Annotated in this window: 16 protein-coding genes; all 16 read left to right on the top strand. The window is 43.3% G+C overall.

The window, feature by feature from the left end; translation table 11 throughout:
• Nucleotides 1-39: 39 nt before the first annotated feature.
• The 16 genes from flgG to QZ995_RS09670 all read left to right on the top strand — a co-directional run bounded on the left by flgG (nucleotide 40) and on the right by QZ995_RS09670 (nucleotide 15,875).
• Nucleotides 40-837, top strand: a complete 798-nt coding sequence (flgG, locus tag QZ995_RS09745) for a flagellar basal body rod protein FlgG (protein ID WP_301806120.1) — start codon at nucleotides 40-42, stop codon at nucleotides 835-837.
• A gap of 96 nt (nucleotides 838-933) precedes the next feature.
• Nucleotides 934-1,149 carry a flagellar FlbD family protein gene (locus tag QZ995_RS09740; protein ID WP_031413680.1) on the top strand — a complete coding sequence of 72 codons (216 nt, stop codon included), beginning with the start codon at nucleotides 934-936 and terminating at the stop codon, nucleotides 1,147-1,149.
• Nucleotides 1,150-1,164: 15 nt separating this feature from the next.
• Entirely contained in the window at nucleotides 1,165-1,614 is a 450-nt protein-coding gene (locus tag QZ995_RS09735) for a flagellar basal body-associated FliL family protein (RefSeq protein WP_212931459.1), read from the top strand.
• Nucleotides 1,615-1,669: 55 nt separating this feature from the next.
• Nucleotides 1,670-2,665 carry a flagellar motor switch protein FliM gene (gene fliM, locus QZ995_RS09730; protein WP_018670832.1) on the top strand — a complete coding sequence of 332 codons (996 nt, stop codon included), beginning with the start codon at nucleotides 1,670-1,672 and terminating at the stop codon, nucleotides 2,663-2,665.
• Nucleotides 2,658-4,034, top strand: a complete 1,377-nt coding sequence (gene fliY, locus QZ995_RS09725) for a flagellar motor switch phosphatase FliY (protein ID WP_301806116.1) — start codon at nucleotides 2,658-2,660, stop codon at nucleotides 4,032-4,034. The genes fliM and fliY overlap by 8 nt, the downstream gene beginning before the upstream one ends.
• A 27-nt stretch (nucleotides 4,035-4,061) precedes the next feature.
• The gene (locus tag QZ995_RS09720; RefSeq protein ID WP_003336921.1) at nucleotides 4,062-4,424 is read left to right on the top strand and encodes a response regulator; all 363 of its coding nucleotides are present in this window, start codon (nucleotides 4,062-4,064) and stop codon (nucleotides 4,422-4,424) included.
• A gap of 6 nt (nucleotides 4,425-4,430) precedes the next feature.
• The gene (locus QZ995_RS09715) at nucleotides 4,431-5,102 is read left to right on the top strand and encodes a flagellar biosynthetic protein FliO (RefSeq protein ID WP_301806112.1); all 672 of its coding nucleotides are present in this window, start codon (nucleotides 4,431-4,433) and stop codon (nucleotides 5,100-5,102) included.
• Between the two features lie 2 nt (nucleotides 5,103-5,104).
• Nucleotides 5,105-5,887: a flagellar type III secretion system pore protein FliP gene (gene fliP / locus QZ995_RS09710; RefSeq protein WP_301806111.1), complete on the top strand. Its 783-nt coding sequence runs from the start codon at nucleotides 5,105-5,107 to the stop codon at nucleotides 5,885-5,887.
• A gap of 15 nt (nucleotides 5,888-5,902) precedes the next feature.
• Nucleotides 5,903-6,172 (top strand): flagellar biosynthesis protein FliQ, encoded by a 270-nt coding sequence (gene fliQ, locus QZ995_RS09705; protein ID WP_003336924.1) that lies wholly within the window; start codon nucleotides 5,903-5,905, stop codon nucleotides 6,170-6,172.
• 3 nt (nucleotides 6,173-6,175) lie between these two features.
• Nucleotides 6,176-6,955, top strand: a complete 780-nt coding sequence (gene fliR, locus QZ995_RS09700) for a flagellar biosynthetic protein FliR (protein WP_301806105.1) — start codon at nucleotides 6,176-6,178, stop codon at nucleotides 6,953-6,955.
• Nucleotides 6,955-8,055 carry a flagellar biosynthesis protein FlhB gene (flhB, locus tag QZ995_RS09695; protein WP_301806104.1) on the top strand — a complete coding sequence of 367 codons (1,101 nt, stop codon included), beginning with the start codon at nucleotides 6,955-6,957 and terminating at the stop codon, nucleotides 8,053-8,055. Before fliR ends, flhB begins: the two co-directional genes overlap by 1 nt.
• 14 nt (nucleotides 8,056-8,069) lie before the next feature.
• Nucleotides 8,070-10,103, top strand: a complete 2,034-nt coding sequence (gene flhA, locus QZ995_RS09690) for a flagellar biosynthesis protein FlhA (RefSeq protein WP_031413689.1) — start codon at nucleotides 8,070-8,072, stop codon at nucleotides 10,101-10,103.
• Nucleotides 10,103-11,728, top strand: coding sequence for a flagellar biosynthesis protein FlhF (flhF, locus tag QZ995_RS09685; protein WP_301806103.1), 1,626 nt, complete (start codon nucleotides 10,103-10,105; stop codon nucleotides 11,726-11,728). Before flhA ends, flhF begins: the two co-directional genes overlap by 1 nt.
• A complete protein-coding gene (locus QZ995_RS09680) occupies nucleotides 11,721-12,611 on the top strand; it encodes a MinD/ParA family protein (RefSeq protein WP_301806102.1) in 891 nt (296 codons plus the stop codon). Before flhF ends, QZ995_RS09680 begins: the two co-directional genes overlap by 8 nt.
• A gap of 44 nt (nucleotides 12,612-12,655) precedes the next feature.
• Nucleotides 12,656-13,798: a protein-glutamate methylesterase/protein-glutamine glutaminase gene (locus QZ995_RS09675; protein ID WP_301806101.1), complete on the top strand. Its 1,143-nt coding sequence runs from the start codon at nucleotides 12,656-12,658 to the stop codon at nucleotides 13,796-13,798.
• A gap of 19 nt (nucleotides 13,799-13,817) precedes the next feature.
• A complete protein-coding gene (locus tag QZ995_RS09670; protein ID WP_301806099.1) occupies nucleotides 13,818-15,875 on the top strand; it encodes a chemotaxis protein CheA in 2,058 nt (685 codons plus the stop codon).
• Nucleotides 15,876-15,886 lie beyond the last annotated feature (11 nt).

Raw genomic sequence — 15,886 nt, 5'->3', positions numbered from 1 at the left:
GACTGAGGTAATCCATACTTTAAAAAGGGAGGTTTATTGATGATTCGTTCGATGTATTCCGGTGTATCCGGCATGAAGGGTTTTCAAACAAAATTAGATGTAATTGGTAATAATATTGCTAACGTGAATACGGTTGGTTTTAAAAAGAGCCGTGTCATGTTCCAGGATATTTTAAGCCAAAAGGTTGGTAGTGAATCAGGACCATCTGAAACACGCGGTAGTGTTAATCCAAAGCAAATAGGTTTGGGAACCACAGTTGCTGCCATTAACGTCGTTCACTCTGTTGGTAGCCCAATGACCACGAATTTGACATCTGATTTATCTATTGAAGGTGATGGATTCTTCGTGGTTTCGGATGGAGAGAATAAATATCTGACTCGTGCCGGTAACTTTGAGCGTGATGTTGAGGGATTTCTTGTTAACCCACAAGGAATGAAGCTACTAGATGAGACTGGACAACCTGTTCAGATTGAGAGAGATAATGTAGTGTCTTATTCAATTGGTTCTGATGGGGTAATCACTACTGTTGGGAACGATCAACAAGTACAAACAGCTGCTACAATAGGTATGGTTACAGTCCCAAATCCAGGGGGATTAGAAAAAGTGGGCGGTTCCCTATTTAAAACTACAGTAGCATCAGGGAACATTGAAATGGAAACTACTACTCCAACAGGAGCTAACTCTAAAATTCTCTCAGGTCAACTTGAAATGTCCAACGTAGACCTAAGCGAAGAGTTCACTGAAATGATTGTTGCACAGCGTGGTTTCCAAGCGAATTCCCGTATTATCACCACTTCCGACACCGTTTTGGAAGAGCTGATTAACCTAAAACGCTAGGTAACAGCTAGTAGTAAGAAGTAACCATCCGCATCACAACGATAAGGCAAGAGGAGGAATAACTCCTCCTCTGCCACCTTTGAAAGGAGTCGTTCGATGATTCGCTTGACCCGTTTTAACGGAAACACATTTTATTTAAATGCGGTTCATATTGAAGTAGTAGAAGCAACACCAGATACCATTATTACCTTAACCACTGGCAAAAAGTATCTGGTCAAAGAGACAGTCGAAGACATCATTCTTCAAATGAAGCAGTTCTATCAGGAATCGTATTTGGCAAAGACGCTTGAGCAACCAGGCGAATCTAGCTAATAACGGGAGGCCGCTATGTTTCAAAATAAATTAGTAAATATGGCACTTATTATTCTAATTGCTATCACTCTGTTAGGTGTGGCAGCATTCTTTATGTACATGTACACGTTTGCTCCGGCAAAACAAACGAACGGAGCAGAGGTAGTAAAAGCGTTAAATGCAGATGAAATGAAGGAATACTCGGTAGATACCGAAGATATTACCACTAACCTCTTAACCAATAACTTCGTGGTAGTACGCTTTAGCATTACAGCAGACGGTAAAGACGGCAAAGCTGAGCTAGAAAAAAGATTGCCGCAAGTAAAGCAGGTTATTATTAAAAGTCTGGCTGGATTGACTCCAGAGGATCTAAAAGGAACGGAAGGCATTAACAAGCTTGAGGCCAAAGTCCTAAATGATGTGAATTCAATTATGCAAGATGGTAGAATCATTCTTGTTAGCACAACGAACCTAAAAAAGACATAAGAGATGAGAAAAACGATGAGTGGGATGAAACAAAGCGCAAAAGGAGGTGACCGCCATGGCCGAGGTACTTTCACAAAGTGAGATAGACGCGTTATTAGCTGCTCTTTCCTCTGGAGAAATGGATGCTAATGAACTTAAAAAAGAAGATGCCGAGAAAAAAATCAAGGTATATGATTTTAAGCGAGCGCTTCGCTTCTCTAAGGATCAGATCCGCGGACTTACGCGAATTCACGAGAATTATGCCAGACTCTTAACTACCTATTTTTCAGCGCAGCTTCGGACCTTCGTGCAAATTAATGTCGCCTCTGTTGACCAGTTGCCTTACGACGAATTTATCCGATCTATACCGAAGATGACCATCCTAAATATCTTTGAGGCACCGCCTTTAGAAGGTAGAATGGTAATGGAAGTAAATCCAAATATCGCATATGCGATGCTGGATCGATTATTGGGCGGTCAAGGAATGATCCCGGATAAAATGGGAGCATTGACCGAGATTGAAACGACCGTAATGGAACGCGTCTTCAGCAAGGCGCTAGATAGTTTTCACGAAGCTTGGAAACAAATTATTGAATTAGATCCATATTTGGAAGTTCTGGAAATGAATCCGCAATTTATGCAGATTGTTTCACCTAATGAAATTGTTGCTGTTATTTCCTTTAGCACCAAGATTGGTGATACGACAGGCATGATTAATCTTTGCTTGCCGCACGTGGTATTAGAACCGATCATGCCAAAATTATCCGGGCAATATTGGTTCTCAACACAGCGACGACAACGAGATGAAGCAGAAAGACAGCTTTTAGAAGATCAAGTCAAAACTGCTAAATTGCCGATTTGTGCGGAACTAGGAACAAGCACCATCACCGTACGAGAATTTTTACAATTAACGCAAGGTGATGTCATTCAATTGGACCAAACCATCGATAACAGATTACATATCAAAGTAGGAGATTGCTTAAAATTCTACGGGCAGCCAGGTACATTAAAAGGTAAGGTAGCTGTACAAATCGATGAAGTGATAGAGGAGGGGGAGGAAAACTATGAGTAGAGATATGTTGTCTCAAGAAGAGATTGATGCCTTGCTAAAAGCCAACGATAACCTCTCTGAGGAGCCAACGCAAGTGGAGAACAGCATCCCTGATGTTGATGAATATCTCTCTCCCTTTGAGCAAGATGCTTTAGGTGAAATCGGCAATATTACGTTTGGCAGTGCAGCAACCGCATTATCTACTCTGCTAAGTCAAAAGGTAGATATTACGACACCAACAGTCTCCATCGTGAAGAGAAGTGAGTTAGTCGATGAATTCCCGCGACCTCATGTTGCGGTGCATGTTGAATATACAGATGGCTTCCAAGGAATCAACATGCTTGTTATCAAGGTAGCAGATGCCTCTGTCATTGCAGATTTAATGATGGGTGGCGATGGTCGAAATAGCGCTCTTGAGCTATCAGAAATGCATTTGAGTGCTGTGCAGGAAGCGATGAACCAAATGATGGGCTCAGCCGCAACCTCGATGTCGACTATTTTTAATCAATTAGTCAATATTTCTCCGCCTGGAATAGATATGATGGATTTACAGAATGGGCAAGGAGAAGAAGGTTTGCCTAGCGGTGAGGAGCTTGTCAAGATTTCGTTCCAGATTAAGGTTGGAGATCAAGGAGAGCTAATTGATTCTAACATTATGCAGCTTTTACCAATTGATTTTGCCAAACAAATGATTAGTCGTTTGATGGGAAGTGAAGGACCGGAGATGGTTGATACATCAGCAACAGCTTCTATCATGCATGAAGCTATCATGGATTTTGGAAAACCAGCAGCAGCTCCGCAAGGAACACCTGCAGCAGAAGCACCAATGGCAGCAGCATCAGCGCCTCAACAACCAGTGATGGAACAAACACCTGGTATGCCTATGGGCGCGGCTCCGAGTGGTTATGAACAACAACCACCGCATCCATATCCGCCGCAACCAGCACCATATGGCTATCCGCCAAATCAAGGGTATGCTCCATATCCGTATCCATACCCGCCATATCCGCAGCCATATGCTCAGGCTCCTCAACAGGCTGGGGGAGCGGTTAACTCACAGGTAGCGGCAGCGAATGTTCAACCAGCACAATTTGCCCCATTCCAAGGGAACAATGCCGCTCAGTCAGATGAGCAGAACCTAGGTTTGCTATTGGATATTCCGCTTCAGGTAACTGTTGAGTTAGGTCGTACAAAGAAACTAATTCGCGATATACTAGAGATGTCTGCTGGTTCTATTATTCAGTTAGACAAATTAGCGGGCGAGCCTGTTGATATATTAGTCAACAACAAGCTGATCGCAAAAGGTGAAGTCGTTGTCATTGACGAAAACTTCGGTGTGCGTGTAACCGATATAATTAGTCAATGGGATCGTGTACAGAAGTTACAATAAGCAGATTCTTTAAGGAGGAACAGTAGGATGTCTAACAAAGTGTTAATCGTGGATGACGCAGCATTTATGAGAATGATGGTAAAGGAAATCTTGACGAAAAATGGTTTTACGGTTGTTGGGGAAGCAAGCGATGGTGCCCAAGCAGTTGAAAAGTACAAGGAGCTAGGTCCTGACTTAGTAACAATGGATATTACAATGCCAGAGATGGATGGTATCACGGCTTTGAAGGAAATTCGCAAGCTTGACCCTAATGCTCGTGTTATCATGTGTTCCGCAATGGGACAACAATCTATGGTTATCGATGCTATTCAGGCTGGTGCGAAAGACTTTATCGTAAAACCTTTCCAAGCGGATCGAGTAATCGAAGCCATCAAAAAGACGTTGAGCTAAACGATTATGAATGCAATGAACATTCGTAGTTTGTTCGTGGCAATGTTACTAGTTTTTGCTGTAGTTGCGCCTTCATCAACAGTTAGTTATGCGGAGGCAAAACAGACAGAAGGGTCAGCTTTTGACTGGTTACAGCAGGATGCAAAACAGGGAAAACAAGGGACTGGGGGAGAATTATCTACGGATTCTCCAGTTCCAAAAAGCCCTAGTATTCTTGGGTATGTGGTCCAAATCGTCTTTTCATTAGCAGTAGTTGTCGGCCTAATCTATCTCTTATTCAAATGGTTAGGAAAGAGACAAGCTGGCGGTTTTCGAGAAAGTGGCCCATTTCGAACTTTAGGAGGCTTTTCTCTTGGAACAGGTAAGTCCATTCAATTGGTGATGATTGGCGACTCGCTTTATGTGTTAGGCGTGGGGGAAAATATTCAACTTATCCGGCAAATTCCACCTGGTGATGAGTTGGATGTTATTTTGGCCGATATCGAGAATAAATCAACTCCTGACTGGTCATGGAATAAGCTTGGTCATTTGTTTCAAGCACAATCTAAGACTACATCCACGCACACTCAACAAACAGATGCCTCTTTTGATCAGCTACTGGACGAACAGTGGCGGGAAGTCTCCCATGCGGAGCAACAAAAGAATCAATGGGAACAGAACCGCCGCAAAGGGGATTAGTCATGAACAGATTTTTGCCACTTCTATTAATATGTGCAACGTTTCTTTGTTTGATGACCTATACACAGGTTGCTGAAGCAAGTACATCAGATGCAGCAGGGCTTTTAAACAAAATTCCACAGGTAGAGTTTAAGATCGGTGGGGGAGCAGATACTCCTGAGAAAACAGCTTCTACGATTCAACTGCTGTTACTGTTCACGGTTTTAGCCTTAGCACCCAGCATCTTAATTTTAATGACTTGCTTTACGCGTATTGTAGTGGTGTTGTCGTTTGTACGGACGGCTTTGGCTACTCAACAAATGCCACCCAACCAGGTGATTGTGGGTATGGCTTTGTTCCTAACATTCTTCGTCATGGCGCCTACATTTCAAACCATTAACGATACCGCAGTAAAACCGTTTATGCAGGGGAAAATTACGGAGCAACAAGCGTTGGATAAAGCAGTTACTCCTCTAAAATCGTTTATGCTAAAGCAGACGAGACAAAAGGATTTAGCGTTATTTTTGCAATACTCGAAGTCTGAAAAACCAAAGTCAGTGGAAGATGTGTCTTTAGTAGCCTTGGTTCCTGCTTTTGCCATCAGCGAATTAAAAACAGCTTTTCAAATCGGTTTTATGTTGTTTATTCCATTTTTGGTTATCGATATGATTGTGGCCAGTATTTTGATGGGGATGGGGATGATGATGCTCCCGCCTGTCATGATTTCACTGCCGTTTAAAATCCTGTTGTTCATCATGGTGGACGGCTGGTATCTTGTTGTGAAATCACTCTTTTTAAGCTTCTAGGAGGCCTGATGAAACATGACATCAGATATGATCTTACAAATTGCGCAATCCTCAGTATATACCATATTGATCGTGCTTGCCCCTATTTTGGGAATTGCGCTGTTAGTCGGGCTAATGGTGAGTATTTTTCAGGCAACAACACAAATTCAAGAACAAACGTTGGCGTTCATTCCCAAGATCGTAGCTGTGTTTCTTTCCTTGCTCATTTTTGGTCCGTGGATGCTGCGAATTGTCATTGAATTTACAGCAAATATCATGGGTAACCTGTACAGATTTGTGGGGTAGAATATGCAACTGATTGAAACGTTCTTGCCCATGTACCTGCTGGTATTTGTGCGGATTATTTCCTTTGTGGTGTCGGCTCCACTATTTACGCAACGCGGTATGCCTAACCAGTTTAAGATTGGCTTCGCTGCTGCTATGGCGTTCATCAGTTTTGCCTATGTACCTATTTTGGATAAAATTCCGATGGATATCACTTTTGCTGCTTATGTGGTAAAGGAAACGATCGTGGGCTTGTTATTGGGGTTCTTGTTACAGCTCATGTTTTCGGCTGTACGGGTAGCGGGTGGACTCATGGATATGCAAATGGGTTTAGCTATGGCTAACGTTGTAGATCCGGCTACAGGTGCTTATGTGCCAGTATCGGGTCGATTGAAGGAAATCCTAGCTACCTTATATTTTTTGAGTATTAATGGACATCATTTGATGATTCAGGGCATTCTGAAAAGCTATCAGACCATCCCGATTAGCAAACTCGGAGTTTCGTTTTCCTCCGAAGCATTTGGAGAGTTTATGCTGAAGGCTTTTTCACAGATGTTTTTGAGCGCCTTCATGATGGCAATCCCGATTGTTATTGCTTTATTTCTGGTAGACCTCTCTCTTGGTATTATCGCCAAAACGGTTCCACAATTTAATATTTTTGTGGTAGGTCTTCCATTGAAACTGTTAGTTAGCTTTTTAATGCTCATTTTCGTAATGCCTGGATTCTTTTTAGTGCTTAGTAACTATATTTCCAAGATGTTTCAGGCCATGGCGGAATTGATCTTGATTTTGGGAGGAGCATGATGAGTTATCCACGTTTTTTTGTGACAGTAGACCTGCAATTTTTTAACGGCGAAAAAACAGAAAAAGCAACTCCTCAAAAACGTCAGGATTCTCGCAAAAAAGGGCAGGTTGCCAAAAGTTCAGATTTGGCTCCCGCTTTCATGATCAGCTCCGTATTTTTTCTGCTGATGATCGCTGGCTCTTGGATGTTGGGCATCTTTGAAGGCATTCTACGCGAATCGTTGGGCAGTTATGCGACTTGGGAAGTAAATGCTGAAAATCTTCAGGTGATTACCCTGCAGGTCGTCAAGGAGGCAGCCAAGATTCTGGGTATGGTGTTTGGCGTCTGCATGTTGGTCGCGTTAGTGGTCAACTATTTGCAAGTCGGGGTGCTTTTCTCGTTAGAACCAATTCAATTTAAACTAGAAAAACTAAATCCAATCGAAGGCTTTAAGAAAATTTTTTCGATCCGGACTATTGTTGAATTGTTTAAGTCTATTTTAAAGATCACAGCAGGAATGATTGTGGTTTACATGATCTTATGGGACATCAAGGACAAGATTCCGCGGCTTTCCTTTTCCACAATCGAAGCAGTGCTGGAGTTTACAGGCTGGCAGGTCGTGAAGCTGGGAATTTCAGTCGGTATGCTGTTGGTTATCTTAGGGTTCCTTGATTATCTGTATCAACGCTACGAATATGAAAAGAATCTACGCATGTCAAAACAAGACATTAAAGATGAACATAAAAAAATGGAGGGTGACCCCCTCATCAAAAGTAAAATTAAAGAACGCCAAAGACAGATGGCCATGCGCCGCATGATGCAGGAAGTTCCTAACGCAGATGTCATTATTACCAACCCGACACACTTTGCGGTAGCGATTAAGTATGATTCTGCTGAAATGATGGCGCCGACGGTGATTGCTAAAGGTCAGGATTTTTTAGCTTTGAAAATCCGAGAAATCGCCAAAAAGCACCGCGTAGTTACAATGGAAAACAAACCGCTTGCAAGAGCATTGTACGCAAAGGTTGAGGTTGGTCAGACCATTCCAGAGGAACTGTTCAAAGCGGTAGCAGAGGTATTGGCTTATGTCTATAAACTTCAAGGTAAAGTGAAACGATGAAAGGAGGAGACGAGATGGGTGCAAAACAGTTGGGCATGATCATCTTCGTGTTAAGCATTGTCGTAATGATGGTAATCCCGTTACCGTCCGGATTGTTAGATATGCTACTGATTGTTAATATATCGTTGGCCCTGGTTATCCTGCTCGTCTCGATGTATACCAAAGAGGCTCTGGAATTTTCCATCTTTCCTACATTATTACTATTAACAACACTATTCCGGTTGGCTCTAAACGTTTCAACTACCCGTAACATCCTGTCCACAGGTCAGGGTGGTACAGTTATCGAAGCGTTTGGAGATTTCGTAGTAGGTGGTAACGCTGTTATCGGTTTTGTTGTATTCCTGATCTTGATCATCATCCAGTTCATCGTTATCACGAAAGGTTCGGAACGTGTAGCGGAAGTTGCTGCTCGTTTTACATTAGATGCGATGCCAGGGAAGCAAATGAGTATTGATGCAGACCTGAATGCAGGAATGATTAGTGAACAAGATGCGAGACAGCGACGCCGTAAAATTGAACGGGAAGCAGACTTTTACGGCTCCATGGACGGGGCGAGTAAATTCGTAAAAGGGGACGCTATCGCAGGTATCGTTATCTTTATCGTCAATATTATTGGCGGTTTTATTATCGGGGTAGCTATACATAAATTAAGCTTTATGGAAGCTTTAAGTACCTTTACACTACTTTCGATTGGTGATGCCTTAGTAAGCCAGATTCCTGCGCTTCTCATTTCGACAGCAACAGGTATTATTGTAACACGTGCTTCTTCGGAAGGTGGTCTAGGGGAGGATATTACAGAACAATTGTTCGCCCATCCTAAATTGCTGTATGTGGTTGCTGCAGCGATGCTATTACTCGGATTGTTGACACCAATCAGCTTGCTTCCTACGGCTATAGTAGCAGTCATTTTATGCATTGCGGCAATGAGATTAACCAAACAGCAGAAGAGCGAATTGGCCGAATCCTTTACACAGGAAGAAGAGCAGCAGCTTGAGGAAGTTCGAAGTCCAGAAAGTGTGGTTAATCTTCTACAGGTTGATCCGATTGAGTTTGAATTTGGCTATGGGTTAATTCCGTTAGCAGATACGAAGCAGGGCGGAGATCTACTCGATCGAGTCATTATGATCCGCCGCCAGTGCGCCCTTGAATTAGGACTTGTTGTTCCGGTTATCCGTATTCGGGATAACATTCAACTGAAACCGAATGAATACATCATCAAAATCAAAGGCAACGTGATTGCAACTGGTGAGATTTTAATGGATCACTATCTGGCAATGAGTCCTGGATTTGAGGATGAATCTGTGGAGGGCATTCCTACGATGGAACCGGCGTTTGGCCTACCAGCTCTTTGGGTTTCTGAGGAAAATAAAGAGATGGCTGAGCTATCTGGCTATACGGTTGTTGATCCGCCATCCGTAGTTGCTACCCATTTGACAGAGATTATTAAGCGTCACGCTCATGAATTACTCGGACGTCAGGAGACACGAGCGTTAATTGATAACGTACGTGAAACAGCACCAGTGTTAGTAGATGAATTAATCCCATCTTTGCTTTCAATTGGTGACGTTCAGAAGGTTCTGCAGAAACTATTAAAAGAAAAAATTTCGATTCGTAATCTTCCAGTCATTTTGGAAGCATTGGCCGATCATGCTATGTTCTCTAAGGACCCAGAAGTATTGACTGAATATGTGAGACAGGCATTAGCTAGACAAATTACTTTACAGTTTACACAGCCTGGAGAACCGCTCCGAGTCATTACGGCAGGACCAAGTTTGGAAAAAACCATTTCCGAGAGTGTCGAGCAATCCGAACAAGGCAGTTATCTAGCCATGGACCCGGATACCTCTCAGCGCATCTATCAAAATGTGTCTGAGCAAGTAAATCGTATGGTAAATATGGGTCAACAGCCTGTTATCCTATCTTCTCCTATGACTCGCATGTATTTGCGACAATTGATGGAGCGCATGTTGCCTGACATTCCTGTTCTGTCGTACAGTGAATTAGAGCCTCATGTTGAAGTGCAGAGTGTAGGAGTGGTGAATGTATAATGAAAGTCAAACGATACTTGGTTGAATCAATGCCAGAGGCCTTGGAAAAGATTCGTGTCGAACTCGGGAAAGATGCTGTCATTTTAAATACGAAGCAAGTTAAGACAGGCGGCTTCATGGGGCTGTTTAAAAAACAGCAAATCGAAGTGATCGCAGCAGCGGAAACCAAGGAAGAAAAGCAGGCTCCAGCAAAGCCTGCTACTTCCGTTCCTAAACTGGATAGGCAAGAGACTGGGAATTCGTTGATAGGCAAGCAAGGGTATCAAGCGCCTAAAAACAATGAGCAATCCTCTGTTGGACAGAGTCCCAAGATTATTCAAACAGCTTCTAAGCCCAACGCAGCTCCTCAAACAACTCCAAAAGAGGAGCTATTGGCACCTCCCGCACACGGTGGAGATGCTGTGCAGCAAGAGGGACAACCCAAGTCATTGGCAGGAGCGCTTGCGGCCATCCGTTATCAACAAGCAATAAATACCTTTACAGATTCCAATCAGCAAGCGAGTACAGTATTACCGAAGTCAATTCCAGATCATGCTCCGCTAGCGCAGGAGCGAGAGGAAGACGTGGGACTTATAGCACCATCAGTAGGGGTGACCTCTAATCCTATCGCGGAAGAGTCTTCTTTGCCAGATCATTCTCAGAGCTTGGCATCCTCTTTATCAATGAATCAGACTGGGACTTCTGTTTCTACAGAAAAAGCGCATCAAGAGAAACGACTTGATCAAGCAACAGGTATGCAAGAATATCGGGATATGATTGGGGAGCTAAAAGATATGAGAGTAATGCTCCACAAGCTCTTGTTTGCCAAACAGGCCAGTGAGCAATTACCTCCAGCCCTTGCCGAATGGCGTGAGAAGCTTTTACAAAATGAAATGCAAGAAAGCACGATTGCTGCGCTATTGCATGATATTTTGCTAGAGATGTCTGATCCATACCATGCTGCCCAAGAAGAAGTAGACAGCTTGATGAAGCAAAGGATAGCAGAGCGAATCGCTAAGCATGTACCTGATGAAACCAAAACGAAGAATCCTAAAAAATATCTATTCTTTTTTGGACCAACAGGAGTGGGTAAAACCACGACAATTGCCAAGCTGGCAGCCTGGCATATGTTAAAGGAAAAACGAAAGGTCGGGTTTATTACTGCCGATACCTATCGAATTGCAGCAGTAGAGCAATTAAAGACATACGCCAATATTTTAAATGTACCATTAGAAGTCGTCTTCTCTGCAAATGAAATGGAGAATGCCTTGGACAAAATGCAGGGCTATGATCTGATTTTCATTGACACAGCGGGGCGAAACTATCGAAATGATGAGTTTGTAAGCAAAATAAAAGAGTATTTACAATGGGAAGAAATGAGCGAGCATCTATTAGTCATGAGTTTAACCTCCAAATTTGCGGACATGCAGGCAATCGTGGAGCAGTTCAAGAACGTGCCTATCTCGCAGGTTATTTTAACAAAAGCTGACGAAACCCTACATTATGGACCCATCTTGTCGTTACTCGAGCAATTTGATCTTCCTCTTTCCTATTTGACTACAGGACAAAATGTTCCTGACGATATCGAAGTCATTACTACGGAGAAACTGACCAAGTTGATCGTGGGGGAAGAGGCATATGCATGATCAAGCTCAAAAGTTGCGAGAACAGTTTCAACGGAAGAAGCAAGCGTACGAAGCAAAAATAGAGACGCGCAAAACGCGCCTCGTAGCCGTTACTAGCGGAAAGGGTGGCGTTGGTAAATCAAATGTCACGCTTAATTTAGCCCTAGGTCTCATGGAGCAAGGCAAGAAGGTTCTTGTATTTGATGTTGATCTAGGCTTAGCTAATCTTGACGTTTTAATGGGAGTTACTCCTAAGAAACACTTATTTCATCTTCTTGAAGCAGACCATACTGTATGGGATATCATTGAAAAAGGTCCTAAAGGTCTGGAATTCATTGCAGGTGGCTCAGGATTTAGCGAAATGTCTCGACTCCAAGATCGGGAATTGAGCAAGGTTTTTGATGAATTGGGAAAATTACAAGGTTATGCCGATATTATCCTTTTTGATACAGGGGCTGGACTTAGCAAAGAATCTTTGCAATTTCTTATGGCATCTGATGAAATTCTGCTGGTGACTACGCCAGAGCCACCAGCTATCACGGATGCATATGCCATGATGAAGATGGTTCATTTGCAAAAACCAGATGCTAACATCAAGTTGATTATAAATCGTACTTCAACAACACGGGAAGGTCAGCAAACCGCAGACAAGCTGATTACAGTAGCCCAACGTTTTTTGGACTTTCCTATAGGAGTACTTGGAATATTGCCGGACGACCCGTATGTTTCAAAGGCAGTAAAGCAGCAGCACCCCCTTTTACTCGTTTATCCACAGTCTCAGATGGCAAAAGGCATTCGCCAACTGGCTGCAAAATATACTGCCCAGCTCAACCCATCTTCAACAGATCGGGAAGAGCAAGGCGGATTAAAAGGATTTCTTGCTAAATTAAGAAAGTGGATGTAAACAGATGGTGTAAACGATTGAAGTGACTAGAAGGGAGCGGTAACATGACGAGAATAAAAGTACTAGTGGCAGACGATTCCGCTTTCATGCGCAAGGTCATTTCTGACATTTTGACAAGCGATCCCAACATTGAAGTGGTGGCTCGCGTTCGAAATGGAATGGAATGCTTAGAAAAAGTAAGAGAACTACAGCCAGATGTGGTTACGCTTGATGTGGAAATGCCTATTTTGGATGGACTTGCAACATTAAAGAGGCTGATGGCAGAGCATCCTCTGCCGGTTGTCATGTTAAGTAGCTTGACTAAAGAAGGAGCGGATGCCACTTTAAAAGCGCTGGAGCTAGGTGCTTTTGATTTTATTGGCAAACCCTCTGGGCCCATTTCCTTAGACATCCATAAAGTTGGCAAACAGCTTGTCGAAATCGTGAAGGAAGCTGCGGCAGCAAAGGGGCGTTTCAGGCATAAACAAATAGCTCCAATCGCGAAAGCTCCTGTTAAAACATCACTAACAGAGCCAAAGAGGAAGCTATTTCAAACAGAAAAGACGAATGAGCAAGTCCTTCCTGCGAAAGAAAGTATGGGAGTGCAACATGCGGAATTGACGGATAAGTCAGGGACGAAGGTTGTGTTTTTAGGAACTTCCACAGGGGGACCTCGTGCTTTACAAACTTTATTAACTCAGATACCTGCTTATTTTCCAGCGCCGATATTGATTGTGCAGCATATGCCGCCAGGGTTTACAAAAAGTTTGGCTCAGCGCCTAGATAGCATGTGCCAAATCACAGTAAAGGAAGCAACTGACGGAGAAGAAGTGAAAGCAGGTACGGCTTATATCGCACCGGGAGGCTATCATATGGAAGCCATGCAACCATCCGGTGGAAAAATCATCATTAAATTACATCAAGAGGCGCCACGTGGCGGTCACCGTCCGTCCGTTGACGTTTTGTTTGAATCAGCGAGCAAACTTACGCATACAAGGCAGTGGGCGGTCATTTTGACTGGCATGGGAGCTGATGGGACAGCGGGCTTACGACAGATGAAGGAAGCTCATCACGTTGTAGGATTGATAGAAGATCAGAGTAGTTGTGTCGTGTTCGGAATGCCACGTGCAGCCATTCAAGCTGGATTAGCGGATCATATTGTTCCACTGGACCACATGGCAGAGACGTTAGTTCGACTCGTAACATGATGGGGGAGGTTATAGATACATGGATATGAATCAATATCTTGATATGTTTATTGAAGAATCCAAGGAACATTTGCAGGCGATTAACTCCAATCTATTGACTCTGGAGACCGATCCGCATGACATTGGAATCGTTAATGAAATTTTTCGTTCAGCCCACACCTTAAAGGGAATGGCAGCAACGATGGGCTTTGAGGATTTAGCTAGCTTAACACATGAAATGGAAAACGTGCTTGATTTGATCCGTAATCAGAAGCTAATGATTACAACCGACATCATGGACGTCATTTTCAAAAGTGTGGATATTATGGAAGGTATGGTTCAAAACATCATGGAAGGTGGCGACGGAGCCGCTGACGTTAGCGCGTTAGTAGGAGTCCTTCGTTCCATAGTGGCGGGAGATTTTAACGAATCATCCTCTGAGCCTGCCGCTACAATAGCTGAGGGTGATGATTCTGATTCTGAAACAAGTGATCAGGTCGAAGATGCCCAAGCTGTAACACGTGACTATCAGTTAGATGATTATGCGATTACAATTATGCGCCAATCGCAGGAAACAGGAAATAATTTATATTGGATTCGTGTAAGCCTGCAAGCGGAATGTGTACTAAAAGCAGCTCGTGCTTATATGGTATTTGACCAACTGGACACACATGGCGAGGTAATCAAATCAACTCCTTCCGTAGAAGAAATTGAAAATGAAAAATTTGATAGATCCTTTGAGGTTGTTTATATCACTTCAAAATCTTTAGAAGAGATCCATAAGGCAATCAGCAATATCTCTGAGATCGAGGAGGTTTTGATTGAGGAGATTAAATTGGCAGAGGGTGACAAGGAAGTAGCTGCGGCAGCTCCTGTCAAGGAAGTTGCCAAGCCTGAAAAAGAGCAAAAGCCTGCAACTCCGGCAACCCCCGCTAAAAGACCTGCTGCTAGCAAAACCATCCGTGTAGATATTGAACGTCTAGACATCTTAATGAATTTGTTTAGCGAGCTAGTTATCGATCGCGGACGCTTAGAGCAGTTAGCCAGAGAAATCGGTAAAACAGAGCTACATGAAACAGTGGAACACATGAGCCGAATTAGCGGTGATCTACAAAATATCATCCTAACCATGCGCATGGTTCCAGTAGAGCAGGTGTTCAATCGATTCCCTCGGATGGTTCGAGATTTGGCTAAGGAATTAAACAAGAAGGTAAGTCTAGAGATTTTTGGGGCTGAAACTGAGCTTGATCGTACCGTAATTGATGAAATTGGCGATCCGCTTGTTCACCTATTGCGTAACTCCATCGACCATGGACTTGAGTCTCCTGAGAAGCGTAAACAATCTGGTAAGCCAGAAGAGGGTGTGGTTCAGCTAAAAGCGTATCATAGCGGAAACCACGTCTTTATTGAAGTGCGAGACGATGGAGCAGGTATAGATAAGGATAAGGTACGTAACAAAGCGATCAGCCGCGGAGTAGTAAGTGCTGCTGTTGCTGAAACGATGACGGATAGACAGATATATGAACTTTTATTCTCGTCAGGCTTTAGTACGGCTGACGTAGTATCTGACATCTCAGGACGCGGTGTAGGTCTTGATGTTGTGAAAACCAAGATTGAATCGCTAGGTGGCTCCGTATCAGTGGATTCAGCGCCAAATGAGGGCTCTGTGTTCCGTATTCAGCTACCACTGACCCTTTCTATTATTTCTGCAATGCTGGTTCAGGTTGAAAATGAGAAGTATGCGGTTCCGTTAAGCTCCATTATTGAGACTGCTGTCTTCAAAAAAAGCGAAATCATGATGGCTCATCGTCAACAAGTGATTGACTTCCGAGGACGTATTGTACCTCTTGTGTCTCTCAAAGAAATTTTCCAAATTCCATCCAGTGGAAAAGCTCGCGAGGACGAGGTAGCTGTCGTTATTGTTCGAAAAGGCGAAAAAATGGCTGGCTTAGTTGTAGATTCCTTTATTGGGCAACAAGAGATCGTGCTGAAATCGCTAGGCAAGTATCTAGTTAACGTCTTCGCCATTTCCGGAGCAACGATCCTAGGTGATGGACAGGTCGCATTAATTCTCGATTGCAATGCCTTAATTAAGTAGGTAGGAGGTCA

It is taken from the genome of Brevibacillus laterosporus (assembly GCF_030489605.1).
Classification (GTDB): Bacteria; Bacillota; Bacilli; order Brevibacillales; family Brevibacillaceae; genus Brevibacillus_B; species Brevibacillus_B laterosporus_E.
The sequence above is the reverse complement of the archived record's forward strand: the minus strand, read 5'-3'. Positions and strand labels throughout refer to the sequence as shown.

Bases quoted from the DNA above. Each gene is read 5' to 3' on its own strand.
- flgG (WP_301806120.1), top strand. From the start codon at position 40: ATGATTCGTTCGATGTATTCCGGTGTATCCGGCATGAAGGGTTTTCAA.
- QZ995_RS09740 (WP_031413680.1), top strand. From the start codon at position 934: ATGATTCGCTTGACCCGTTTTAACGGAAACACATTTTATTTAAATGCG.
- QZ995_RS09735 (WP_212931459.1), top strand. From the start codon at position 1,165: ATGTTTCAAAATAAATTAGTAAATATGGCACTTATTATTCTAATTGCT.
- fliM (WP_018670832.1), top strand. From the start codon at position 1,670: ATGGCCGAGGTACTTTCACAAAGTGAGATAGACGCGTTATTAGCTGCT.
- fliY (WP_301806116.1), top strand. From the start codon at position 2,658: ATGAGTAGAGATATGTTGTCTCAAGAAGAGATTGATGCCTTGCTAAAA.
- QZ995_RS09720 (WP_003336921.1), top strand. From the start codon at position 4,062: ATGTCTAACAAAGTGTTAATCGTGGATGACGCAGCATTTATGAGAATG.
- QZ995_RS09715 (WP_301806112.1), top strand. From the start codon at position 4,431: ATGAATGCAATGAACATTCGTAGTTTGTTCGTGGCAATGTTACTAGTT.
- fliP (WP_301806111.1), top strand. From the start codon at position 5,105: ATGAACAGATTTTTGCCACTTCTATTAATATGTGCAACGTTTCTTTGT.
- fliQ (WP_003336924.1), top strand. From the start codon at position 5,903: ATGACATCAGATATGATCTTACAAATTGCGCAATCCTCAGTATATACC.
- fliR (WP_301806105.1), top strand. From the start codon at position 6,176: ATGCAACTGATTGAAACGTTCTTGCCCATGTACCTGCTGGTATTTGTG.
- flhB (WP_301806104.1), top strand. From the start codon at position 6,955: ATGAGTTATCCACGTTTTTTTGTGACAGTAGACCTGCAATTTTTTAAC.
- flhA (WP_031413689.1), top strand. From the start codon at position 8,070: ATGGGTGCAAAACAGTTGGGCATGATCATCTTCGTGTTAAGCATTGTC.
- flhF (WP_301806103.1), top strand. From the start codon at position 10,103: ATGAAAGTCAAACGATACTTGGTTGAATCAATGCCAGAGGCCTTGGAA.
- QZ995_RS09680 (WP_301806102.1), top strand. From the start codon at position 11,721: ATGCATGATCAAGCTCAAAAGTTGCGAGAACAGTTTCAACGGAAGAAG.
- QZ995_RS09675 (WP_301806101.1), top strand. From the start codon at position 12,656: ATGACGAGAATAAAAGTACTAGTGGCAGACGATTCCGCTTTCATGCGC.
- QZ995_RS09670 (WP_301806099.1), top strand. From the start codon at position 13,818: ATGGATATGAATCAATATCTTGATATGTTTATTGAAGAATCCAAGGAA.